The organism is Roseinatronobacter alkalisoli (assembly GCF_028745735.1).
Lineage (GTDB): Bacteria > Pseudomonadota > Alphaproteobacteria > Rhodobacterales > Rhodobacteraceae > Roseinatronobacter > Roseinatronobacter alkalisoli.
On sequence record NZ_JAQZSM010000012.1, the window covers coordinates 105,657 to 129,537 of the forward strand.

A 23,881-nucleotide genomic window follows, 5' to 3' on the forward strand; every position below is an offset into this window, starting at 1 on the left:
ATGATGCCACGATGGAAGTGCTGACAATCCTGATACCCGTTTCCCTGTTTCTGGGGTTTGTGGGGCTGGCGGCGTTTCTGTGGACGTTGCGCAAGGGTATGTATGATGACCCGGACGGCGATAGCCAGCGCATTCTAAACCCGCAATATGACGATGCCCCCAAACCTGTGAAGCCAAAGGAGTGACAGCGCTCAGGTGTTTTTCCAGCGCCTGTGCGACCACATCCATTGATCCATGTGGGTTCTGACCAGCGCTTCAAGTGACTGGTTCAGGGCTGCGGTCATGGTTTGCGGGTCGGAATGTGGCACAGGGTCTTCGATCCGCACCCGGAAGCTGACACCATCAGGGTTGCGGATGCCGTATACCGGCACCAGAAGCGCGTTGTATTTCAGCGCAAGTTCCGCTGCTGAAAGCGCGGTGCGCGCAGGTTTCCCCATGAAATCGACGAGTTCGCCATGCTCCATGTAATGGTCGACGACCATGCCCACCATGCCGCCCCGGCGCAGGAACCGCAGCATATGAGTCAGCCCTTCGCGCCCGCGGGCAAAGACCGGTGTGCCGATACGCGAAATTGCGGCCACATAGCGGGTGTTGAAAGCGGGGTTTGTCATCGGCATGTAGAACCCCGCGACATTGAACCCCTGCGCCAGAAGATAGCCGCGCGCCGCGTCGTAATTTCCCAGATGTGCCGTGACCAGCAGCACCGGCCGCCCGTCGCGATGGGCGGCTTGCAGTATCGGCATGCCAGTGCCCTCGATGGTGCTGGCGCGGGCGCGTTCAAGGAATTCCGCGCCTGTAAAAATCTCTGCCATGGTGCGGGCCATGTTGCCGGGCACCTGTCGGCACAGGTGCGCGACCTCTGATTCCGGCAGGCCGGGCATGACATATTCCAGATTGGTACGAATGCGCGCACGCATGCCCGCGATGGGACCAATCAGATTTGCGCCTAGCCAGCCGATAGTTCTGATGCGGCGGTCATAGGGCAGGGGTCGCAGCATGGTCAGCAGGGCGGCGGCAAACCTGTCCTGTACCCAGTGTCGCCAACTGGGGCGGGTTGCGCTGAGCTTGTCAACGGTTGGCATATCCGACTGTTCCACCATACGCGCTGATTGCACCCGACAGACTGCCAAAGTCAAGAATTCCTGACGGCAATTCAAGCCTGCAACGCGACAGATGTCAGTAACTATACGACCCGTATATCTGCGACAGATCGCCCTGCCAGTCGCCGTGATAGCGTTGCAGCAATTCATCCGCAGGGGTCTGGCCGGTCTCAATGCTTTCTTTCAGCGCGTTCAGGAAATGGGTTTCATCAGGCAGCATGCCACCCGCACCGGGCTGCGCGCGCGCCTTCAGCCCGGCTTCAGCGATGTTCACCACCTCGCGGGCCAGATCATGCAGTTTCAGGCCCTGCGCCTGTCCGGCCAGCCCGTTAACAGATGCGGCCACGCGCAATTCCTCGCGCTGGGCGGCAGTCCAGCCCTTGGCGATGTCCCATGCAGCGTCCAGCGCGCTCTGGTCATAGGTCAGACCGACCCACAATGCGGGCAGCGCACACAGCCTGCGCCAGGGACCGCCATCGGCGCCACGCATTTCGATGAACTTCTTGATCCGCGCTTCGGGGAAAATGGTTGTCAGGTGGTCGGCCCAATCCGACAGGGTAGGTATTTCGCCGGGCAGGGCGGGCAATTGCCCTTTCATGAAGTCCCGGAACGACTGACCCAGTGCATTGATGTATTTTCCGTCCCGATAGACGAAGTACATTGGCACATCCAGGGCGTAATCCACCCAGGCCTCGAACCCGAAACCGTCCTCAAACACAAAAGGCAACATTCCGGTGCGTGCTGGGTCCAGATCGCGCCAGACCCGTGCGCGCCAGCTTTTATGCCCGTTGGGTTTGCCGTCAAAGAACGGGGAATTGGCAAACAGCGCGGTTGCCACCGGTTGCAGGGCCAGCGCCACGCGCAGTTTCTGCACCATGTCCGGTTCAGACCCAAAATCAAGATTCACCTGCACGGTGCAGGTGCGATACATCATCGATTTGCCCATGGTGCCGACACGGTCCATGTAATCGGTCATCAGCGCATAGCGGCCCTTGGGCATGACCGGCATCTGGTCATGGCTCCAGATCGGCGCTGCACCAAGCCCGATGAAACCCACGCCAATCTCATCCGCCACGCTGCGCACTTCGCGCAGGTGCTGGTTCACTTCATCACAGGTCTGGTGAATGGTTTCCAGCGGCGCGCCAGAGAGTTCCAGTTGTCCGCCCGGTTCCAGACTGACATTCGCACCGTCCTTTTCCAGTCCGATGATCTTGTCGCCTTCCAGCACAGGCGACCAGCCGAAACGGTCGCGCAGCCCTTCCAGCATCGCCTTGATCGAGCGTGGCCCGTCATAGGGCAGCGGGTTCAGCGTATCGCGGCAATAGCCGAATTTTTCATGCTCGGTGCCAATGCGCCAATCCTGCTTTGGCTTGCAGCCGGACGCAAGATATTCGGCCAGTTGCGCCTTGCTTTCGATCGGCCCGCCGCCGGTTTGGGGAATGGACATCTGCGCTCCGATCCTGTCTGTGCCGTGTCGTTATATGTTGGTGTCTTGGACTTGGCGCTTGTGCCTGTCCAAGTCAAGCGGATCGGCCCTGCAAAAATGCACATGACCGACAGCCAGAAGCTGTCACCGCAATTTCCGGGGCGGAATGCGCAATATGATGAAAATCCGATTGGACAAAAAGAATTGCGCGCATTCTGGCCAGAAACGCCTTCGATACAAGGGTGGAACTATGGGTCACCCCACACGTGCAATGGCGCGCAGACGCAAATACGGGGTTTTCGCCATGCGCCCGTCGTTAGTGCAGGCGCCGGACAGCGGACCGGCGCGACGGGTGCAGCCACAGGGGACGTGCTGCCACGGGTTCTGCGGCGTCCAGCGCACCCAGAATGGATTGCATATGCACATCCGGAAGGTTGGCAAAGATGTCAAACAGCGCATCCGCCCCTTCGGCCCCGACAGGAATGTCCAGGCGGGTTCCGTCCTGCCCGATCAGGTTCCAGCAGGTGCCGTTCCCGGTCAGATGCAGTTCAACCAGATCGCGCGCGCTGATGAACCCGCCGGTTTCGGGGCCGAAATAGGATATCTGCGCTTCTACCACCTGCACGATGCCGGGACCGCCATTGGCGCGGTGAAAGCGTATGCGCCGCCAGCCGATGAAGGCGATGCCAAGACCTGCGATAATGACCAGACCCGCCAGCACCTGAAAGAAAAAGTCATTCACCCGCAAGGCCCAGAGGCCGAAAAGCGCAATCAACACACCGCTGATCACTTCTGACCAGCGCTTTATCAGGATGGCAAGTTCGGGGCGGATCAGGGGCATGAGGCGGCGTCCAGGATAAATGGTTGGCGCAAGATGGCCACACGGTAGCTGCCCGACGGTTGAAAGCCGATGCGGGTGTAGGCTTTTGCCGCCGCATCCGAAGCTGCAAACAGCAGGCCCGTCTGTGCGCCATCTGCGCGCAGTTCACAAAGCTGGGCTGCAAGCATGCGGCTGGCATGACCCTTTCCCCGATGGGCAGGCGCGATAAAGACGCCCCCAATCTGCACCGCTGTCCCGGCACGGGCATTGACCGCGGTCATGCCTATGGGCGTGCCATCCGCGCCTTTATACAGGCGAATGTTCTGCTCGGGGATCGCTGCTGCTGCGCGCGTGGTGGCAGCGGCGGGGGCGTTGTCCGCATCTGCAATGCCTGTTTCTATCAGGTAGCTTTGAAACCAGTCTTTTAACATGGACAAATCGCCGGACACGGGCGAAGACAGGCGCTGGCCGGGGGCTTTGATCGCCGCAAGATCAAGCGCAAACAGCGGCTCGACCCTGTTTGTCAGCCAGGCCCCGTTCAGGTCAGGAAGCGCCGTGATGAACTGCGCAACCTGATCTGCCGCGCCTGTCATCCCACGGATTCTGGTGCCCCTGATACCACTGAGATATGCCTGCGCCATGTGCGGCGTTAAACCGGGATGCTGGCACATCAGATAGCCATCATTGGTGCATCCAAAAACGCCCTGCAAGGACGGGCCTTCTTGCGACAGAAAGAACCGCGTGGCGTGCGGATGCTGGGACGTGCCAATCCCATGCTGTTCGAGATTGGACAGCAGGAACATCGAGGTTTCGATATGCTGTTGCAGAAACGTTGTGATTATCCCGGCATTATCTGCCGCTGCTTCACGGATCATGTCCAGTCGCCCTGCACGTTTTGCCAAAGCGTCAATGCCGCGACGGCGGCCGTGTCGGCGCGCAGTATGCGTGGGCCAAGGGATATGGGCGTGACACTGCCCATTTTATGCAGGCGCGCGCGTTCAGCGGGTGAAAACCCCCCTTCGGGGCCGATCAGGATAGCCGCCGGGGCAGGGGGCAGCATGGGGCGCGTGGATGGATCATTTAATGCTTCATCCGCGAAAATCAGCGCGCGGGACATGTCCCAACTGTCGAGAAGCCGCGACAAGGGCTGCAATGCCGCGACTTCCGGGACATAGGTGCCGCCGCATTGCTCCGCCGCCTCGACCGAATGGGCTTGCAGCCTGTCTTGTCGGATTCGTTCGGAATTGGTGAAATCGGTCTGCACTGGCAGGATGCGCGCGGCGCCAAGCTCTGCGGCTTTTTCAACAATGAAATCGGTACGCGCTTTCTTGATTGGGGCAAACAGAAGCCACAGGTCCGGCGGCATGCGTTGCGGTGCGGATTGCATTAGGCACCGCAGTGTGCCGCCGCGCTTGCCGGTTGCCACAATTTCGGCCTGCCATTCACCGTGTTGTCCATTGAAAACGGCGACCCGCTGCCCGGCAGTCATGCGCAGGACATTGAAAAGATAGTGCGCATGATCACGTGACAGGTCAATCACTTGCCCCTGACCCAATGCATGCTCTAGAAAGAGCCTGTGTTTTGCCTGTTCACTATGCGCTGTCATGGGACCGATAGTATGACCGACGACGATCAAAGACCAGAGGGGCCGGGCAGGAATGGCACGGTGGCGGATGCGCCTGCGGATAACTGGGTGGACACGCTGGCCCCGGAACATTTGCGGCCCTATCTGCGCCTGTCGCGCGCGGATCGTCCCATAGGAACATGGCTGTTGCTGTTGCCCTGCTGGTGGGGGGTGTTTCTGGGGGCTGCGGCCTATCCGGATGCGGCGGGCTGGCTGACGGCGTGGCTGCTTCTGGCCTGTGGGCTGGGCGCGTTGCTGATGCGGGGGGCGGGATGCACTTGGAATGACATCACCGACCGTGACATCGACGACAAGGTGGCGCGTACCCGGTCGCGCCCGATTCCGTCGGGGCAGGTCACCTTGCAACAGGCGGGTATCTGGATGGGTATTCAGGCAGGTATTGCGGCGCTGATCCTGCTGACTTTCAACTGGGCGGCGATCGGGCTGGGTGTCCTGTCGCTGGGACTGGTTGCGATTTACCCGTTTGCGAAGCGATTCACATGGTGGCCACAGGTATTCCTGGGGCTGGCATTCAATTGGGGCGCGCTTCTGGCATGGACCGCACAGACCGGTTCACTGGGGCTGCCTGCTATATTTCTGTATCTTGCCGGCATTTGCTGGACACTTTTTTATGATACGATTTATGCGCATCAGGACCGCGAAGATGACGAACTTATCGGTGTGAAATCGACTGCGCGTTTGTTTGGAAACACCACCGATCAATGGTTGCGCGGGTTTCTGGTGGCTACGGTTGTGCTGATGTCGCTTGCGGTGATTTACGCCTTGGCACCATTGGCAAATCCCTTGAAAATGTCCCTTGGTCTGGCCGGTGCATGGGCGATGGGGTGGCACATGAACTGGCAACTCAGCAAGCTGGATATTGACGATGGCGATACCTGCCTGAAGCTGTTCAGATCCAATCGCGATGCAGGGCTACTTGTTGCGCTGTTTTTCGCCATAGCGATGTTCGCCTGATTGCGCCTGCCAGCGCAACTGGCTAGGTGACAGATATGCGAAATCGAATATCCCATATCATGGCCGTGTTGCAGAACGACCCCATCACTGTGCTACAGCGCTACAAGGGGTATGCCTTGGCCATTGCCGCCTTTCTTCTGGCAGCATTTCTGGCGGTCGCGGGGGCGTCCCTTAGCGTGCGTGCGATTGAGTTGCTTCTTGTCAGAGAGGCGCGCGCAGCTTTGCATGAGGCTGAAATCGACTGGCCTGAAATTCAGGCGGACGGCTTGCTTGTGACCATGAACGGGCAGGCCGCATCCGAAGCAGAGCGCTTTCGCGCGCTGGGCATTGTCAGTGCGGTTGTCGGTGCGGAGCGCGTTATCGACGGGCTGACTGTCGCACCATCCATTGCAATTTCCGCGCCGCGCTTTTCGGTTGAAATGATGCGCAACGGGCTGGATGTGTCGCTGATCGGACTGGTGCCTGAAAGCTATGATGTGTCAGGCATCGTGCGCCAGATCGAAGGAATTGGGCCTGAAGTGTCTGTTGTGAACATGGTCGAAACAGCGTCCCACGCGATCCCGTTCGGATGGGAGCGGTCCGTGGAATACGCGCTGAAAGCCATGGCCCTGGTGCCTGTCAGCAAGATTTCGGTATCGGCTGATCAGGTCGAGATATACGGCCTTGCGGAATCTGAACGCCAGAGGGATGATTTCCGCCAGCGGCTGCAACGTGAACGCCCGCGCGGGGTTATTGCCAGTATCGAGATTTCGGCGCCGCGCCCGGCGATCACGCCCTTCACCCTGCGTTTTGTTATCGACGGAGAGGGCGCACGCTTTGACGCCTGTTCCGCCGATTCGCAGGAAGCGCGCGCTGCAATTCTGCAGGCTGCGCGTCAGGCCGGTGCAAGCGGGGTGCTGGAATGTACAATCGGGCTTGGCAGCCCCTCGCCGCGCTGGCAGGCCGCTGCCGTGGCGGCACTGCGCGCGGTGGCCGATGCGGGTGCCGGAACCGTGACCTTCTCGGATACCGATATTTCCTTTGTTGTTCCGAACGCCGTGGAGATCGCAGAGTTTGACCGTATCGTCGGCAGGCTGGAAAACGCGCTTCCTGACATTTTTTCGCTGCAGGCAGACCGGCTGCCGCCCGAAGAAGGTGAACTTGAAGCACAGGGTGACGCTGTTGAATTTTCCGCCAGCCTGTCACCGGAAGGCAGTGTGACATTGCAGGGGCGGCTGACAGATGAGCGGTTGCGCAGTGCCCTGTTGTCCATGGCGCGGTCAGAATTCGGCATGTCGGCCGTTGAAATACAGGCCAATATCACCCCCGACACCCCCGAAGGCTGGCCTGTGCGCACCATGCTGGCGGTTGATGTGCTCAGCTATCTGGAGCATGGCAGCGTGCGTGTGCGCCCAACGCAGATAGATGTTCGCGGCGTGACCGGTGACACGGCGTCATCTGATCGCATTTCGCAACTTCTGGCCGACAGGCTGGGACCGGGCGCGCGCTTCAACCTGAATATCAGCTATGATGAACGGTTTGACCCCGTGGCGATGCAGCCGACGCCCGCGCGCTGCGAAGCCTGGATCAAGGATATTCTGGCCGAAGAGCAGATTACATTTGATCCCGGGTCAGCGTCGCTGGTTGCGGATGCCGCGCGTGTCCTCGACCAGATTGCCGAGATTCTGCGCGATTGTGGCCGACTGGAAATGGAAATTGCCGGCCATACCGACAGCCAGGGCCGGTTGGAAACCAATATGCGCCTGAGTCAGCAGCGTGCGGAGGCGGTCATGGCAGCATTGCTGGCACGCGGCATACCGATTTCCGGGTTCGAGGCCCGCGGCTATGGGCCTGAATTCCCCATTGCCGACAACAGCACGGCATCGGGCCGTGAAGCCAACCGGCGGATCGAATTCCGGCTGATCGGCGACTCTGCCGCTGCAGCCCGCGAAGAAACCGGCGAGGACGTGCCGGAAGAACCGCGCGACGAATCTGAGCTGGAAATTGAAGTCACGACTGGTGCCGGAGACGCACCCCGCCCGCCGCCCCGTCCTGAGCGACCTTGATTGCAGGCGTCTGTTATTGTTGTTATTGCAGCCTGTCTGATCAGAGGTAGAAATGAACCGGTTTGAATTCATCGTCATTACGGCATTGATTCTTTTTGTGGCTTTTTCGCTGGGATGGTTCACAAACTGGCTGGTGCACCGGTTCACGCGCGTCCGTCAGCAGGATCTGGGCGAGTTGGACCGCATGGCACAGGCCCTGCACGAAGCAGAAGAAATTCGCGATCAGGCGATCGAATATGTGCAGACACGCGAACGTGATCTGACGGCCCGCCTCAGCCAGGCAGAGGCAGAATTGCGGGCCGCAATGGACGGATTGCGTGAAGCACGCGCCGAGGCAGAGTATTATCGCGCGCAGATGGAGAAGTCGCAGGGTTGATCGCCTTCCGGTTGACGGCGGGTCACGGGTACATGCCGACTTTTTCGCTTGGCATTCTCGGGCGTACCGTCTATGGAACCCTCCGCTAGGGTGTCAGGCAGTCGCTTGTATGCCCTGGTGATTCGTCCGAGACGGTGGGTGATGGCAACATCGTAATTCCTGCCTGAGGCGGGACAGGAACATTTCGGTTTCCGGGGTATTTCCTCGGGCGGAATTGGGAAAGGCCCGTTCGGACCTTATGCCAGACCCCGGTCTGGCGAAACGAGCCGGGGGGAAACCCCTGAAAATTGGAGAGACCCTGTGGATAGAGCCCAAAAAGAGAAAGTGGTCGAGGAACTCGGCCAGATCTTCGAAAGCTCTGGCGTGGTTGTGGTAGCACAATACACTGGCCTCACGGTTGCTGAGATGCAGGTCCTGCGCGCACGCATGCGTGATGCGGGTGGGGCTGTACGCGTCGCCAAGAACAAGCTCGCCAAGATCGCCCTGGAAGGAAAGCCCTGCGCAAGCATTTCTGACCTTCTGACAGGCATGACCGTTCTTGCCTATTCCGAAGACCCTGTTGCAGCTGCAAAAGTGGTCCAGGACTTCACCAAGGAAAACCAGAAACTGGTGGTTCTTGGTGGTGCTATGGGTGAATCGGCCCTTGACCCCGCCGGTGTCAAGGCAGTGGCTGCAATGCCGTCGCGCGAAGAGCTTATTGCTCAGGTCGTGTCGTGCATCGGTGCTCCTGCTTCCAGCATCGCGGGTGCGATTGGCGCTCCTGCTTCGAATATTGCCGGTATCCTTTCAACGCTCGAAGAGCGCGAAGCGGCATAAGCAACCTTTGGCCGGCGTGGCGTGACATACACCCATGTTGGACCCTGAACCTGAACAGAATGGAACTGAACAATGGCTGATCTTAAAGCACTTGCAGAGCAAATCGTGAACCTCACGCTGCTCGAAGCTCAGGAACTGAAAACGATCCTGAAAGACGAATACGGCATTGAACCCGCTGCTGGCGGCGCTGTCATGATGGCTGGCCCTGCTGCTGATGCAGGCCCCGCTGCCGAAGAAAAAACCGAATTCGACGTGATTCTGGTTGAAGCTGGCGGCAACAAAATTGCAGTCATCAAAGAAGTTCGCGGCATCACCGGTCTGGGCCTGAAAGAAGCCAAGGACCTGGTCGAAGCTGGCGGCAAGGCCGTGAAAGAAGGCGCTCCGAAAGAGGAAGCCGAAGAGATCAAGAAAAAGCTCGAAGAAGCTGGCGCAAAAGTCGAACTGAAGTAATTCGACGGGATGCCCGGCATCTTGATACGCTGAAAAACAAACTGGGACCGGGCACATCCGGTCCCAGTTTATCACTGTTTCCGGACAGGGCTTTACGCCTGGAATCTGAAAGCCCTGTCCAGGGATAGTGCCGGCTCGGGAGTGAACCTGTGGGAGGGTTCGCATGAATGGAGCCACACCCCCCTGTTTCGCAAGCGGCGCGGCGCCTGATGCCCGACAGCGCGCCCGCCAGCGAAGACCATGAAAGGTGATGACGCGCATGGCTCAGTCCTATGTTGGCCAGAAACGTATCCGCAGGATGTTCGGCAAGATCCATGAAGTTCTGGAAATGCCGAATCTGATCGAGATTCAGAAGAATTCCTATGACCTGTTCCTCCGCTCTGGTGATGCGGCCCGCCCGCTTGACGGCGAAGGCATCATGGGTGTGTTCCAGTCGGTGTTCCCGATCAAGGATTTCAACGAAACCGCAACGCTGGAATTCGTGAAATACGAGCTGGAAAAGCCGAAATACGACACCGATGAGTGCATTCAGCGTGACATGACCTATGCGGCCCCGCTGAAGGTTACGCTGCGCCTGATCGTATTCGATATCGACGAAGATACCGGTGCGAAATCCGTGAAGGATATCAAGGAACAAGACGTGTTCATGGGCGATATGCCGCTTATGACCGGGAACGGGACGTTCATTGTCAACGGCACCGAACGGGTGGTGGTCAGCCAGATGCACCGTAGCCCGGGTGTGTTCTTCGACCATGATCAGGGCAAGACGCACAGCTCGGGCAAGCTGCTGTTCACCTGCCGGATCATTCCCTATCGCGGGTCATGGCTGGATTTTGAATTCGACGCCAAGGATATGGTTTTTGCGCGGATCGACCGCCGCCGCAAGCTGCCTGTGACAACGCTGCTTTATGCCTTGGGCATGGACCAGAACCAGATCATGGACGCTTATTATGACCGCGTCAGCTTCAGCCTGCAAAAGAACAAGGGCTGGGTCACCAAATTCTTCCCCGAGCGTGTGCGCGGCACCCGCCCGACAATCGATCTGGTGGACGCAGCAACCGGCGAGGTGATCTGCAAGGCGGGCGACAAGATGACCCCGCGCATGGTCAAACAACTGATCGATGATGGCAATGTCACCGATCTGCTGGTTCCGTTTGATTATATCGTGGGCCGCTATGTCGCGCATGACATCATCAACCCCGAGACTGGCGAAATCTATGTCGAGGCAGGCGATGAACTGACCTGGGATCTGGACAAGGATGGTGAAGTCAAGGGCGGCACTCTGAAAGTGCTGCTGGACAACGACATCTCTGATATCGAGGTTCTGGACATTGATGGTGTCAATGTTGGCCCGTATATCCGCAACACCATGGCGGCAGACAAAAACTGGAACCGCGAAGGCGCGCTGATGGACATTTACCGTGTCATGCGCCCGGGTGAACCGCCGACCGTTGACACGGCCTCGGCGCTGTTTGACCAGCTGTTCTTTGATTCCGAACGCTACGACCTGTCGGCTGTGGGCCGCGTGAAGATGAACATGCGCCTTCAGCTTGATGCGCCCGACACGCTGCGCACCCTGCGCCCTGAAGATGTGGTCGCCTGTATCGGCGGTTTGGTCGAATTGCGTGACGGCAAGGGCGAGATTGACGACATTGACCACCTTGGCAACCGCCGCGTGCGGTCCGTGGGTGAGTTGATGGAGAACCAGTACCGCGTCGGTCTGCTGCGCATGGAACGTGCGATCCGTGAGCGTATGTCCTCGGTCGAGATTGACACTGTCATGCCGCAGGATCTGATCAACGCCAAACCGGCTGCGGCTGCGGTGCGCGAATTCTTCGGGTCCAGCCAGTTGTCGCAGTTCATGGACCAGACGAACCCGCTGTCGGAAGTGACGCACAAGCGCCGCCTGTCTGCGCTTGGGCCGGGCGGTCTGACGCGCGAACGCGCGGGCTTTGAGGTGCGCGACGTTCACCCGACCCATTATGGCCGCATGTGCCCGATTGAAACACCCGAAGGTCAGAACATCGGTCTGATCAACAGCCTTGCAACATTTGCACGGGTGAACAAATACGGGTTCATTGAAACCCCTTACCGCAAGGTTGTGGACGGGCAGGTCACTGATGAAGTGGTATATCTGTCGGCCACGGAAGAGCAGCGCCACACTGTCGCTCAGGCCAATGCGATCCTTGATGACGATGGACGCTTCGTCAATGAACTGGTGTCCACCCGTAAAGCGGGCGAGTTCATGCTGAACCCGCGCGAAGCGGTCGACCTGATTGACGTGTCGCCCAAACAGCTGGTTTCCGTTGCGGCATCGTTGATTCCATTCCTTGAAAACGACGACGCCAACCGCGCCCTGATGGGGTCGAACATGATGCGGCAGGCTGTGCCCTTGCTGCAATCGGACGCGCCGCTGGTGGGTACCGGCATGGAAGGTATCGTTGCCCGCGATTCCGGCGCAGCCATCCTGACGCGCCGCGCCGGTGTTATCGACCAGGTTGATGCGCAGCGTATCGTTGTGCGCGCGACAGAAATGCTGGAGCCGGGTGAACCGGGCGTGGACATCTATCGTCTGCGCAAGTTCAAACGCTCCAACGCATCTTCGTGCATCAACCAGCGCCCGCTGGTGAAGGTGGGTGATCATGTGACACGCGGCGAAGTTATTGCCGATGGTCCCTGCACCGACATGGGTGAACTTGCTGTCGGCCGCAATGTGGTCGTCGCGTTCATGCCGTGGAATGGCTACAACTTCGAGGACTCGATCCTGATTTCGGAACGTATTCTGAAAGATGACGTGTTCACCTCTATTCATATCGACGAATACGAAGTTGCGGCCCGTGACACCAAACTCGGCCCGGAAGAGATTACCCGCGACATTCCCAATGTGGGTGAAGAAGCGCTGCGTAATCTGGATGAAGCAGGCATCGTCTATGTCGGTGCCGAAGTTCAGGCGGGCGACATTCTGGTGGGCAAGGTCACGCCGAAGGGTGAAAGCCCGATGACACCGGAAGAAAAGCTGCTGCGCGCCATTTTTGGCGAAAAGGCATCGGATGTGCGCGATACGTCGCTGCGTCTGCCGCCCGGCGCATATGGCACCATCGTTGAAGTGCGTGTGTTCAACCGCCACGGTGTGGAAAAGGACGAACGCGCCCTGCAGATCGAACGTGAAGAAATCGAACGCCTGTCGCGCGACCGCGATGACGAGCTGGAGATTCTGGAGCGCAACATCTATGGCCGTCTGAAGCAGCTGATCTTCGGCAAGGTGGCAGTAAAAGGCCCCAAAGGCGTCAGGTCCAATTCCGAGATTACCGAGGAATTGCTTGAAAGCCTCAGCCGTGGGCAGTGGTGGCAGCTTGCCCTGGCCGACGAGGCCGAGGCGCAGGAAGTTGAGGCGCTGAACGCCCTTTACGACCAGCAGAAACGCCAGTTGCAGGCCCGTTTTGACGACAAGGTTGAAAAAGTCCGCCGTGGCGACGACCTGCCGCCGGGCGTGATGAAAATGGTCAAGGTGTTCGTTGCTGTGAAGCGCAAGCTTCAGGCCGGGGACAAAATGGCCGGTCGTCACGGAAACAAAGGTGTCATCTCCAAGGTGGTGCCGGTTGAAGACATGCCATTCCTGGCAGACGGGACTACGGTTGACATGGTGCTGAACCCGCTGGGCGTGCCGTCGCGGATGAATGTCGGTCAGATTCTGGAAACCCATATGGGCTGGGCATTGCGCGGTCTGGGTGTGCAGATTGACGAAGCCCTTCAGGAATACCGCCGGTCGGGCGACATGACCCCTGTGCGCGATGCCATGCGCATTGGCTATGGCGACGATTTCTATGCCGAAGTGTTCGAAGGCATGGAAGAAGACGCCCTTGTCGAATCCGCGTCCACTGTAACGCGGGGTGTGCCGATCGGGACACCGGTGTTCGATGGTGCCAAGGAACCTGATGTTGATGACGCGCTGCGCCGCGCGGGTTTTGATACGTCGGGCCAGTCGGTTGTCTTTGACGGGCGCACGGGTGACCAGTTTGCCCGGTCGGTGACAGTAGGTGTGAAATACATGCTGAAACTGCACCACCTTGTCGACGACAAGCTGCACGCACGTTCGACCGGGCCTTACAGCCTTGTTACGCAGCAGCCGCTGGGCGGTAAGGCACAGTTCGGTGGCCAGCGTCTGGGTGAAATGGAGGTCTGGGCACTTGAAGCTTATGGCGCTGCCTATACGCTTCAGGAAATGCTGACCGTGAAATCGGATGATGTGGCGGGCCGGACCAAGGTCTATGAATCGATCGTCAAGGGCGAGGACAATTACGAGGCCGGTGTGCCTGAATCCTTCAATGTTCTGGTGAAGGAAGTCCGTGGCCTTGGTCTGAATATGGAACTCCTGGATTCGGAGGAGGAGGGGTAACGGCCTGTGCTGCAACGCGCGCCCTGCCGATAGCTGGCAGGGTGCGTGATCTTCACGCATCGCCCCCCCACCCCGCGACCCCTTCAAGGAAAAGATCATGAATCAGGAACTGACCACAAACCCGTTCAATCCGCTGTCCCAGCCAAAGACCTTTGATCAGATCAAGGTGTCTCTGGCTTCGCCGGAGCGTATCCTGAGCTGGTCCTATGGCGAGATCAAGAAACCCGAAACCATTAACTACCGCACGTTCAAACCCGAACGTGACGGGCTGTTCTGTGCGCGTATCTTTGGCCCGATCAAGGATTACGAATGCCTGTGCGGCAAATATAAACGCATGAAATACCGCGGCGTTGTCTGCGAAAAATGCGGTGTGGAAGTCACGCTGCAAAAAGTGCGCCGTGAACGCATGGGCCATATCGAACTGGCCGCACCTGTTGCGCATATCTGGTTTCTGAAATCGCTGCCGTCGCGCATCGGTCTGATGCTGGACATGACGCTGCGTGATCTGGAACGCATTCTGTATTTCGAAAACTATGTCGTGATCGAACCGGGTCTGACCGACCTGAGCTATGGTCAGTTGATGACAGAGGAAGAATTCCTCGACGCACAGGACCAGTACGGCGCCGACGCTTTCACCGCCAATATCGGTGCTGAAGCGATCCGCGAGATGCTGGCCAATATCGACCTGGAAGATGAAGCGACCCGCCTGCGCGAGGAGCTGAAAGAAGCCAAGGGCGAGCTGAAGCCGAAGAAGATCATCAAGCGTTTGAAAGTGGTTGAGCATTTCATCGAATCCGGCAACCGCCCGGAATGGATGGTGCTGACCGTGCTGCCGGTCATCCCCCCGGAATTGCGCCCATTGGTGCCGCTGGATGGTGGCCGCTTCGCGACGTCGGACCTGAATGACCTGTATCGCCGGGTCATCAACCGCAACAACCGCCTGAAACGCCTGATCGAATTGCGCGCGCCAGATATCATTGTGCGCAACGAAAAGCGTATGTTGCAGGAATCGGTCGATGCGCTGTTTGACAACGGCCGTCGTGGCCGCGTGATCACGGGCAATAACAAGCGCCCGCTGAAATCGCTGTCGGATATGCTGAAGGGCAAGCAGGGCCGTTTCCGTCAGAACCTTCTGGGTAAGCGCGTCGACTTTTCCGGCCGTTCGGTCATTGTGACCGGCCCGGAACTGAAGCTGCACCAATGCGGCTTGCCCAAGAAGATGGCGCTGGAACTGTTCAAGCCCTTCATCTATTCGCGGCTGGAAGCCAAAGGGCTGTCGAGCACGGTGAAACAGGCCAAGAAGCTGGTCGAAAAGGAACGCCCCGAAGTCTGGGACATTCTGGATGAAGTGATCCGCGAACATCCGGTTCTGTTGAACCGTGCGCCGACATTGCACCGTCTGGGCATTCAGGCGTTTGAGCCGATCCTGATCGAAGGCAAGGCGATCCAGCTTCACCCGCTGGTCTGTTCGGCGTTCAACGCTGACTTTGACGGCGACCAGATGGCCGTGCATGTGCCCCTGTCGCTGGAAGCACAGCTTGAAGCGCGCGTGCTGATGATGTCGACGAACAACGTTCTGTCGCCCGCCAACGGCTCGCCCATCATTGTTCCGTCACAGGATATGGTTCTGGGGCTGTATTATGTCTCGATGATGCGTGAAGGCATGACCGGCGAGGGGATGATCTTCTCGTCGATCGAGGAAGTGGAGCACGCGCTTGCTGCAGGCGAAGTTCACCTTCATGCCAAGATCCAGTGCCGTGTCACCCAAATTGACGAAGACGGCAATGAAGTGACCCGCCGGTATGAAACAACGCCGGGCCGGTTGCGGCTGGGCGCGTTGCTGCCGCTGAATGCGAAAGCGCCGTTTGAACTGGTCAACCGTCTGTTGCGGAAAAAGGACGTGCAGAACGTCATCGATAACGTCTACCGCTATTGCGGTCAGAAAGAGTCGGTCATTTTCTGTGATCAGATCATGTCGCTTGGTTTCCGCGAAGCGTTCCGCGCCGGGATTTCCTTTGGCAAGGATGACATGCTGATCCCGGAAACCAAATGGACGCTGGTCAATGAGACCCGCGATCAGGTTGGCAGTTTCGAACAGCAATATCTGGATGGTCTGATCACGCAAGGCGAAAAATACAACAAGGTTGTGGACGCCTGGTCAAAATGTTCGGACGCCGTTGCGAACGAAATGATGGCGGAAATTTCTGCCGTTCGCCGTGATGAGGAAGGGCGCGAACTGGAACCGAATTCGGTTTACATGATGTCCCATTCCGGGGCGCGTGGTTCGCCCGCACAGATGAAGCAGCTTGGCGGGATGCGCGGGCTTATGGCCAAACCGTCGGGAGAAATTATCGAAACGCCGATCATCTCGAACTTCAAGGAAGGTCTGACTGTGCTGGAGTATTTCAACTCCACGCATGGTGCGCGTAAGGGTCTGGCCGATACGGCGCTGAAAACTGCCAACTCGGGCTATCTGACCCGTCGTCTGGTGGATGTGGCGCAGGATTGCATCGTGCGCAGTGACGATTGCGGGACTGAACGTTTCATCACCGCACAGGCTGCGGTGAATGATGGCGAAGTGGTTTCTTCGCTGTCCGAACGTATTCTGGGCCGTGTCGCTGCGGAAGATGTTGTTGATCCTGCATCGGGTGAAGTTCTGGTTGCCAGAAACACCCTGATCGATGAACGCGACGCTGATACTATCGAAGGGGCAGGTATTGCCACTGTCAGAATCCGTTCACCGCTGACATGTGAAGCGGAGGAAGGCGTTTGCGCCAAGTGCTACGGGCGCGATCTTGCCCGCGGTACATTGGTCAACAAAGGCGAGGCCGTGGGTATTATCGCGGCGCAATCCATTGGTGAACCTGGCACGCAGCTGACCATGCGGACCTTCCACATCGGGGGCATTGCGCAGGGTGGCAGCCAGTCCTTCCAGGAATCGAATGCGGCGGGCCGGATCGAGCTGCGCAACATCCAGACCATCGAAAACGCCGCAGGCGAGCTGATTGTCACAGGGCGGTCCATGCAGATTGCCATCATTGACGAAAACAACGTGGAACGCGCGGTATTCAAGCCGGGCTATGGTTCCAAGTTGTTCGTCAAGGATGGTGAGCAGGTGGAACGTGGTTCCAAGCTGTTCGAATGGGACCCCTACACCCTGCCGATCATCGCGGAAACCAATGGTAAAGCGCGTTTCGTCGACCTGATTGCAGGCTTGTCGGTGCGTGATGAAACCGATGATGCAACCGGCATGACCCAGAAGATTGTCACGGACTGGCGGTCGGTGCCCAAAGGCGGCGATCTGAAGCCCGAAGTCATTCTGATGGACCCCGAAACCGGTGATCCTGTGCGTAATGAGCAGGGAAATCCGGTGACCTATCCGATGTCGGTTGACGCCATTCTGTCGATCGAAGACGGGCAGGACATCCTGATCGGTGACGTGGTTGCGCGTATCCCGCGCGAAGGCGCAAAGACAAAGGACATTACCGGTGGTCTGCCGCGTGTGGCCGAACTGTTTGAAGCGCGTCGCCCCAAGGACCACGCCATCATCTGTGAACTTGACGGCTATGTGCGCTTTGCAAAGGACTACAAGAACAAGCGCCGCATCCGGATTGAACCTGCCGATGACACGCTGGAAGCAGCGGAATACCTTGTCCCCAAAGGCAAGCACATTCCGGTGCAGGAAGGCGACTTCGTGCAGCGTGGCGACTACATCATGGATGGCAACCCTGCCCCCCATGACATCCTGCGCATTCTGGGCATCGAGGCTTTGGCAAACTACCTGATCGACGAAGTGCAGGACGTGTATCGCCTGCAGGGCGTGAAGATCAACGACAAGCATATCGAGGTGATCGTGCGGCAGATGCTGCAGAAATGGGAGATCCTCGACAGTGGCGAAACCACGCTGCTGAAAGGTGAGCATGTCGACAAGATCGAGTTTGATGAAGCCAACGCCAAGGCCATGGCACACGGAATGGAACCGGCCAGAGGTGAACCCATCCTTTTGGGTATTACCAAAGCCAGCTTGCAGACACGCAGCTTCATTTCGGCGGCGAGTTTCCAGGAAACGACCCGTGTGCTGACCGAAGCATCGGTTCAGGGCAAGCGCGACCATCTGGTCGGCCTGAAGGAGAACGTGATTGTCGGCCGTCTGATTCCTGCGGGCACCGGTGGCGTTGTCAAACAGGTGCGCAGCATCGCCGGCGAACGCGACCGCAAAGTTCTGGAAGCGCGCCGCGCCGAGGCAGAGGCCGCAGCCGCCCTTGCCGCGCCGGAACCGGTGGAGCGTTCGGAAGCCGATATCGTGTTCGGCAAGCGCGAAGACTGATATTCCTGCCAAATGCAATGAAAGCCCCCGCAACCCCGTGTTGCGGGGGCTTTTCTTTTGGCGGCGTCTCGGGCATTTATTTTGAATGTGTTAAGGAGTATGGAATGCCCCCTGATGTGAAGCCGCAGATTATCGTTGTGATCCGGTTTTCCTATGTCGCGCTGTCGGGGTTCCGCCTTAGCCGGAATGGGGAACAGGATGTTCGGGCATTGCTGTATGCGTCCGACCGGCTGGAACGCCGGTTCCGTATGTTCGAAGCGCTGACGCTTCCGTCACTTCTGGCACAGACCGATCCTGACTTCACGACAGCGGTTCTGGTCGGCGCTGATTTCCCGCACCCATGGAAAAAGCGCCTTGAAGCCTTGCTGCGACCGCTTGCGGACGCGCGTATCATATCCCTGCCGCCGCTGAGCAATTTCAAGGCGACCAAGAAAGCGCTGGACCGGTGCACATCAAGCAAAGCGTCCCATGTTGTTTCCATGCGGCTGGATGATGATGACGCGATAAGCAATGACTGCATCGCGGAAACAAGGCGCACCATTCCGCCGTTGCTTCAGATCTCAGGTGCAGAAAACCCTGCGATTATTGCGTTCAACTGCGGTCTGTTTCTGGAACAGAGGGCTGCGGGAAATACCCTTTATGGCGTGAACGAAAAAACACCCCTTGGGATTGGCATGTCCATGGTTGCCCCCCGCGGTGCAAGGCCGACGATCTTTTCGACAGATCATCGTATGGTCCATACACGCTGGAACTGTTTTACCGACGGGATGACGCCGCGCTTCATCCGCACGGTGCATGCAGACAATGATTCGTCTGGCTTCATGTCCGGCACCCGTGTCGAGCACTCGGATGACGAACTGGACGCCATCCTTGCGCAGCGTTTTCCCTTCTCGCGTCAGGCGCTGATGACGCTTGGCAGTTGATATCAATCCGAAACATTCAGGGGCGCTCATGAAAGACGACAATACGCGCGCGGCCGTGTTCATGCTGGTCGGGTCAAGCGCCTTCGCGGTGAATGACACATTCCTGAAGCTGTTGGGCACAGATTTGTCAGCGTTCCAGATTCTGGCCATGCGCGGGGCAATTGTCACATGCCTGTTCGGGCTGTTGGTGTGGCACAGTCGGATAACATTTGCACAGTTGAATGGCCGCGACCGGCGGCTTTTGCTGATCCGTTCGGCATCGGAAGCGCTGGCGGCGTATTTCTTCTTCAATGCGCTGTTCAACATGCCGCTGGCCAACGTCACGGCAATCATTCAGGTGGTGCCACTTGCAGTTGCGCTGGCAGCATGGCTGTTCTTGCGCGAACCGCTGGGCTGGCGCAGGCTAAGTGCGATTCTGGTCGGTTTTTGCGGGGTGTTGCTGATTGTCCGGCCGGGCGGCGCGGATTTCGGCGCGCCGTCAGTTTTTGCGCTTCTGACTGTCGCTATGGTCACGTTCCGCGACCTGTCAACGCGGGTGATGGCAAAAAATGTTCCCTCATCGCTTGTGGCCTTCACAACGGCATTGGGGGTGACATTGTTCGGTCTGGCAGGGGCAGTCACGGAAACCTGGGTGGTTCCGTCCCCTGTGGCATGGGTCTGGCTGTCGGGAACTGTCATTTTCTCGTTTATCGGGTATTATCTGATCGTATTGGCCATGCGCACAGGTGAACTGACATTTGTGGCTCCGTTCCGGTATGGCGCGTTGCTGTCTGCGCTGGTGCTGGGGTGGTTCGTTCTGGGTGAATGGCCGGATACGCTTACGTTTGTCGGTGGCGCCATCATTGTTGTCACCGGGGTTTATACATTATATCGCGAACGGCGGTATAAGTTGCGAATGGCGGCGGCCACGTCAACGAACGACGCCTAGCTGTTGACAAGGGCAGCGACTCTGCCTATACGCGCGATAACCTTGCCCGCAGGCCGTTCTGGTGCGCGTGGTCAGGCATACGAATTGTAGTGGTCAAGATCCGGGCAAACGCCCCGATCCTCTGGAATTCCACCGCGGCGTCCCCAAAACGGACGCAAGCGGTTTTGTGCGTTCTGCCGATTCGGCGGGTGCATGCAAGAGAGAGGCGCGCAAGCGCCATGTAACACGGGTTGAAACGGGAAGAACCGGAATGCCAACGATCCAACAGCTGATCCGCAAGCCGCGGCAGCCGAAAATCAAGCGCTCCAAGTCGCAGCATCTGGAGCAATGCCCCCAGAAACGCGGCGTCTGCACGCGCGTCTATACCACCACACCGAAGAAGCCGAACTCGGCCATGCGGAAGGTCGCCAAAGTGCGTCTGACCAATGGGTATGAGGTGATCAGCTATATTCCGGGTGAAAAGCACAACTTGCAAGAACACTCGGTCGTGCTGATCCGCGGCGGTCGCGTAAAAGACCTTCCCGGTGTACGCTATCACATCCTGCGCGGTGTTCTGGATACTCAGGGCGTCAAGGATCGTAAGCAGCGTCGTTCGAAATACGGCGCGAAGCGTCCGAAGTAAGGAGAGTCCCAGATGTCTCGTCGTCACGCCGCTGAAAAGCGCGAAATCCTGCCTGACGCCAAGTTCGGCGACAAGGTGCTGTCGAAGTTCATGAATAACCTGATGATCGACGGTAAGAAATCAGTCGCTGAATCAATTGTTTACAATGCGATGGATCGTGTTGAAGGCAAGCTGAAGCGCGCACCGATCGAAGTGTTTCATGAAGCACTCGAAAATATCAAACCGTCGGTCGAAGTTCGTTCGCGCCGCGTCGGTGGTGCCACCTATCAGGTGCCCGTCGAGGTTCGCCCTGAACGCCGCGAGGCATTGGCGATCCGCTGGCTGATAAAAGCCGCGCGCACCCGCAACGAAAACACGATGGAAGAGCGTCTGGCCGGCGAACTGGTCGATGCAGTCAACTCGCGCGGTTCTGCCGTGAAGAAGCGGGAAGACACCCACAAGATGGCCGATGCCAACAAGGCATTCAGCCACTATCGTTGGTAAACTTCGACCACTCGTCAAGCCTAAGGACCTAATACCATGGCACGCGAATACCCACTTGAGCGCTACCGCAACTTCGGGATCATGGCGCATATCGACGCTGGCAAGACCACGACGACCGAGCGGATTCTGTTTTATACCGGCAAGTCGCACAAGATCGGTGAAGTTCATGATGGCGCGGCCACCATGGACTGGATGGAGCAAGAGCAAGAGCGTGGGATCACCATCACCTCGGCTGCGACGACCACGTTCTGGGAAAAAACCATCGATGGTTCCACCCCGCTGAGTGAGAAGCACCGTTTCAACATCATCGACACCCCCGGCCACGTTGACTTCACCATCGAAGTTGAACGTTCGCTGGCAGTTCTGGATGGCGCAATCTGTCTGCTGGACGGTAACGCCGGTGTCGAACCCCAGACCGAAACCGTGTGGCGTCAGGCTGACCGCTACAAGGTTCCGCGGATCGTGTTCGTCAACAAGATGGACAAGATCGGCGCTGACTTCTTCAACTGCGTGAAAATGATCAAGGACCGCACAGGCGCGACCGCGCTGCCCGTGCAGCTTCCGATCGGTGCTGAAGACCAGCTCGAAGGTATCATCGACCTGATCACCATGGAAGAATGGACCTGGAAAGGCGAGGATCTTGGCGCAAGCTGGACACGTCAGGCCATCCGGGATGACCTGAAAGACATGGCCGACGAATGGCGCGCAAACCTGATCGAAACTGTTGTCGATCAGGATGATGATGTCATGGAAGCCTATCTCGAAGGCAACGAACCCGACGAAGAAACGCTGCGCCGCCTGATCCGCAAGGGTACGCTGGCACTGGATTTCGTACCCGTCTGCACCGGTTCGGCATTCAAGAACAAGGGTGTTCAGCCGCTGCTGAACGCGGTGATCGATTACCTGCCCGGTCCGCTGGACGTGCCCGCCTACATGGGTTTTGACCCCAAGGACGAAACCGAGACGCGCAACATTGCACGGTCGGCCAAGGATGATGATCCCTTTGCTGCGCTGGCGTTCAAAATCATGAACGACCCGTTTGTCGGCTCGCTGACCTTCACCCGCGTCTATTCCGGTGTGATTTCCAAGGGCGATCAGATCCTGAACTCCACCAAGGGCAAGAAAGAGCGCGTCGGTCGTATGATGATGATGCACTCCAACGCTCGCGAGGAAATCGATTGGGCGGCGGCCGGTGACATCATCGCGCTGGCGGGTCTGAAGGAAACCACCACGGGTGACACGCTGTGCAGTCAGCAATCGCCGGTCGTGCTGGAAACCATGACATTCCCTGATCCCGTGATCGAGATCGCGGTGGAGCCGAAAACCAAGAACGACCAGGAAAAGATGAGCCAGGGTCTGGCGCGTCTGGCTGCCGAAGATCCCTCGTTCCGGGTGGAAACCGACCATGAATCCGGTCAGACCATCATGAAGGGCATGGGCGAACTTCACCTGGACATTCTGGTGGATCGTCTGAAGCGTGAATTCAAGGTTGAGGCCAATATCGGTGCGCCGCAAGTGGCATACCGCGAAACGATCAGCCACAAGATCGAACATACCTATACCCACAAGAAGCAATCGGGTGGGTCCGGTCAGTTCGCAGAAGTGAAGCTGGAAATCATCCCGACGGAGCCGGGCGAAGGCTACAGCTTCGAATCGCGCATCGTTGGCGGTACGGTCCCCAAGGAATACATTCCGGGCGTGCAGAAAGGCGTTGAAAGCGTCATGGATTCTGGCCCGCTGGCCGGTTTCCCTGTGATCGATTTCAAGGTCGCGCTGCTGGACGGTAAATACCACGATGTTGACTCCTCGGTCATGGCGTTCGAAATCGCTGCGCGTATGTGCATGCGTGAAGGTCTGCGCAAAGCAGGTGCCAAACTGCTGGAACCGATGATGAAAGTCGAAGTGATCTCGCCGGAAGAATATACCGGTTCGATCATTGGTGATCTGACGTCGCGTCGCGGCCAGGTCACCGGTCAGGACCAGCGCGGCAATGCGATTGCGATCAACGCGTTTGTGCCGCTGGCCAATATGTTCGGCTATATCAACAACCTGCGTTCCATGTCCTCTGGCCGTGCCAACTTCACGATGATCTTCGATCATTATGAACCGGTTCCGCAGAACGTCTCGGATGAGATTCAGAAGAAATACGCCTGATCGGTGTGGCGGGACGCGATCCCGCCCTACCACCACGCAGTAGGGTGGCCCACGCCACCGCACCCAACAAGATTAAGGAGAAGCCAAGATGGCAAAGCAAAAGTTTGAACGCAATAAACCGCATGTGAATATCGGGACGATCGGGCATGTTGACCACGGCAAGACGACGCTGACGGCCGCGATCACCAAGTATTTTGGTGATTTCCGCGCCTATGACCAGATTGACGGTGCGCCGGAAGAGAAAGCGCGCGGGATCACGATTTCGACCGCGCATGTGGAATATGAAACCGACTCGCGTCACTATGCGCATGTCGACTGCCCTGGCCACGCTGACTATGTGAAGAACATGATCACCGGTGCGGCGCAGATGGATGGTGCGATTCTGGTGGTGAACGCGGCTGATGGTCCCATGCCGC

At 58.2% G+C, this 23,881-nt stretch carries 19 protein-coding genes; 14 read left to right on the forward strand and 5 right to left on the reverse strand.

The genetic code is table 11. From position 1 onward, the window contains the following. Positions 1 to 11: 11 nt before the first annotated feature. The gene (gene ccoS / locus PUT78_RS13550; RefSeq protein ID WP_274352803.1) at positions 12 to 185 is read left to right on the forward strand and encodes a cbb3-type cytochrome oxidase assembly protein CcoS; all 174 of its coding nucleotides are present in this window, start codon (positions 12 to 14) and stop codon (positions 183 to 185) included. 6 nt (positions 186 to 191) lie between these two features. Here the strand turns inward: ccoS and PUT78_RS13555 are convergent, their stop codons facing one another. The 5 genes from PUT78_RS13555 to PUT78_RS13575 form a co-directional block, all read right to left on the reverse strand. After that, complete coding sequence (locus tag PUT78_RS13555) at positions 192 to 1,082, reverse strand: lysophospholipid acyltransferase family protein (protein ID WP_274352804.1); 891 nt, start codon at positions 1,080 to 1,082, stop codon at positions 192 to 194. Positions 1,083 to 1,176: 94 nt separating this feature from the next. Beyond that, positions 1,177 to 2,547 (reverse strand): glutamate--cysteine ligase, encoded by a 1,371-nt coding sequence (locus tag PUT78_RS13560; RefSeq protein WP_274352805.1) that lies wholly within the window; start codon positions 2,545 to 2,547, stop codon positions 1,177 to 1,179. 295 nt (positions 2,548 to 2,842) lie between these two features. Continuing rightward, on the reverse strand, positions 2,843 to 3,367 hold the full coding sequence (locus tag PUT78_RS13565; RefSeq protein WP_274352806.1) for a hypothetical protein: 525 nt from the start codon (positions 3,365 to 3,367) through the stop codon (positions 2,843 to 2,845). Beyond that, positions 3,358 to 4,221, reverse strand: a complete 864-nt coding sequence (locus PUT78_RS13570; protein WP_274352807.1) for a GNAT family N-acetyltransferase — start codon at positions 4,219 to 4,221, stop codon at positions 3,358 to 3,360. Before PUT78_RS13570 ends, PUT78_RS13565 begins: the two co-directional genes overlap by 10 nt. Continuing rightward, positions 4,218 to 4,952: a 16S rRNA (uracil(1498)-N(3))-methyltransferase gene (locus PUT78_RS13575; protein WP_274352808.1), complete on the reverse strand. Its 735-nt coding sequence runs from the start codon at positions 4,950 to 4,952 to the stop codon at positions 4,218 to 4,220. Before PUT78_RS13575 ends, PUT78_RS13570 begins: the two co-directional genes overlap by 4 nt. Before the next feature lie 12 nt (positions 4,953 to 4,964). Here PUT78_RS13575 and ubiA point away from each other — a divergent pair, with 12 nt between their 5' ends. The 13 genes from ubiA to PUT78_RS13640 form a co-directional block, all read left to right on the forward strand. Next, entirely contained in the window at positions 4,965 to 5,945 is a 981-nt protein-coding gene (ubiA, locus tag PUT78_RS13580; protein WP_274352809.1) for a 4-hydroxybenzoate octaprenyltransferase, read from the forward strand. Between the two features lie 35 nt (positions 5,946 to 5,980). Continuing rightward, positions 5,981 to 7,990 carry an OmpA family protein gene (locus PUT78_RS13585; protein ID WP_274352810.1) on the forward strand — a complete coding sequence of 670 codons (2,010 nt, stop codon included), beginning with the start codon at positions 5,981 to 5,983 and terminating at the stop codon, positions 7,988 to 7,990. A 52-nt stretch (positions 7,991 to 8,042) separates the two neighbouring features. Next, positions 8,043 to 8,366: a hypothetical protein gene (locus tag PUT78_RS13590; RefSeq protein WP_274352811.1), complete on the forward strand. Its 324-nt coding sequence runs from the start codon at positions 8,043 to 8,045 to the stop codon at positions 8,364 to 8,366. 300 nt (positions 8,367 to 8,666) lie between these two features. Then, complete coding sequence (rplJ, locus tag PUT78_RS13595; protein ID WP_274352812.1) at positions 8,667 to 9,182, forward strand: 50S ribosomal protein L10; 516 nt, start codon at positions 8,667 to 8,669, stop codon at positions 9,180 to 9,182. Between the two features lie 72 nt (positions 9,183 to 9,254). After that, positions 9,255 to 9,632 carry a 50S ribosomal protein L7/L12 gene (gene rplL / locus PUT78_RS13600; RefSeq protein ID WP_274352813.1) on the forward strand — a complete coding sequence of 126 codons (378 nt, stop codon included), beginning with the start codon at positions 9,255 to 9,257 and terminating at the stop codon, positions 9,630 to 9,632. Positions 9,633 to 9,891: 259 nt separating this feature from the next. Further along, positions 9,892 to 14,028: a DNA-directed RNA polymerase subunit beta gene (gene rpoB / locus PUT78_RS13605; RefSeq protein WP_274352827.1), complete on the forward strand. Its 4,137-nt coding sequence runs from the start codon at positions 9,892 to 9,894 to the stop codon at positions 14,026 to 14,028. Between the two features lie 97 nt (positions 14,029 to 14,125). After that, the gene (gene rpoC / locus PUT78_RS13610) at positions 14,126 to 18,355 is read left to right on the forward strand and encodes a DNA-directed RNA polymerase subunit beta' (protein WP_274352814.1); all 4,230 of its coding nucleotides are present in this window, start codon (positions 14,126 to 14,128) and stop codon (positions 18,353 to 18,355) included. Between the two features lie 104 nt (positions 18,356 to 18,459). Then, complete coding sequence (locus tag PUT78_RS13615) at positions 18,460 to 19,278, forward strand: glycosyltransferase (RefSeq protein WP_274352815.1); 819 nt, start codon at positions 18,460 to 18,462, stop codon at positions 19,276 to 19,278. Between the two features lie 28 nt (positions 19,279 to 19,306). After that, positions 19,307 to 20,206 carry a DMT family transporter gene (locus tag PUT78_RS13620; protein ID WP_274352816.1) on the forward strand — a complete coding sequence of 300 codons (900 nt, stop codon included), beginning with the start codon at positions 19,307 to 19,309 and terminating at the stop codon, positions 20,204 to 20,206. A gap of 250 nt (positions 20,207 to 20,456) precedes the next feature. Then, on the forward strand, positions 20,457 to 20,828 hold the full coding sequence (gene rpsL / locus PUT78_RS13625; RefSeq protein ID WP_142082707.1) for a 30S ribosomal protein S12: 372 nt from the start codon (positions 20,457 to 20,459) through the stop codon (positions 20,826 to 20,828). 12 nt (positions 20,829 to 20,840) lie between these two features. Continuing rightward, positions 20,841 to 21,311: a 30S ribosomal protein S7 gene (rpsG, locus tag PUT78_RS13630; RefSeq protein WP_274352817.1), complete on the forward strand. Its 471-nt coding sequence runs from the start codon at positions 20,841 to 20,843 to the stop codon at positions 21,309 to 21,311. Between the two features lie 36 nt (positions 21,312 to 21,347). Further along, positions 21,348 to 23,465 (forward strand): elongation factor G, encoded by a 2,118-nt coding sequence (gene fusA / locus PUT78_RS13635; RefSeq protein WP_274352818.1) that lies wholly within the window; start codon positions 21,348 to 21,350, stop codon positions 23,463 to 23,465. Positions 23,466 to 23,553: 88 nt separating this feature from the next. Continuing rightward, on the forward strand, positions 23,554 to 23,881 hold a 328-nt coding region (locus tag PUT78_RS13640; protein ID WP_274352819.1), incomplete at its 3' end, for a GTP-binding protein.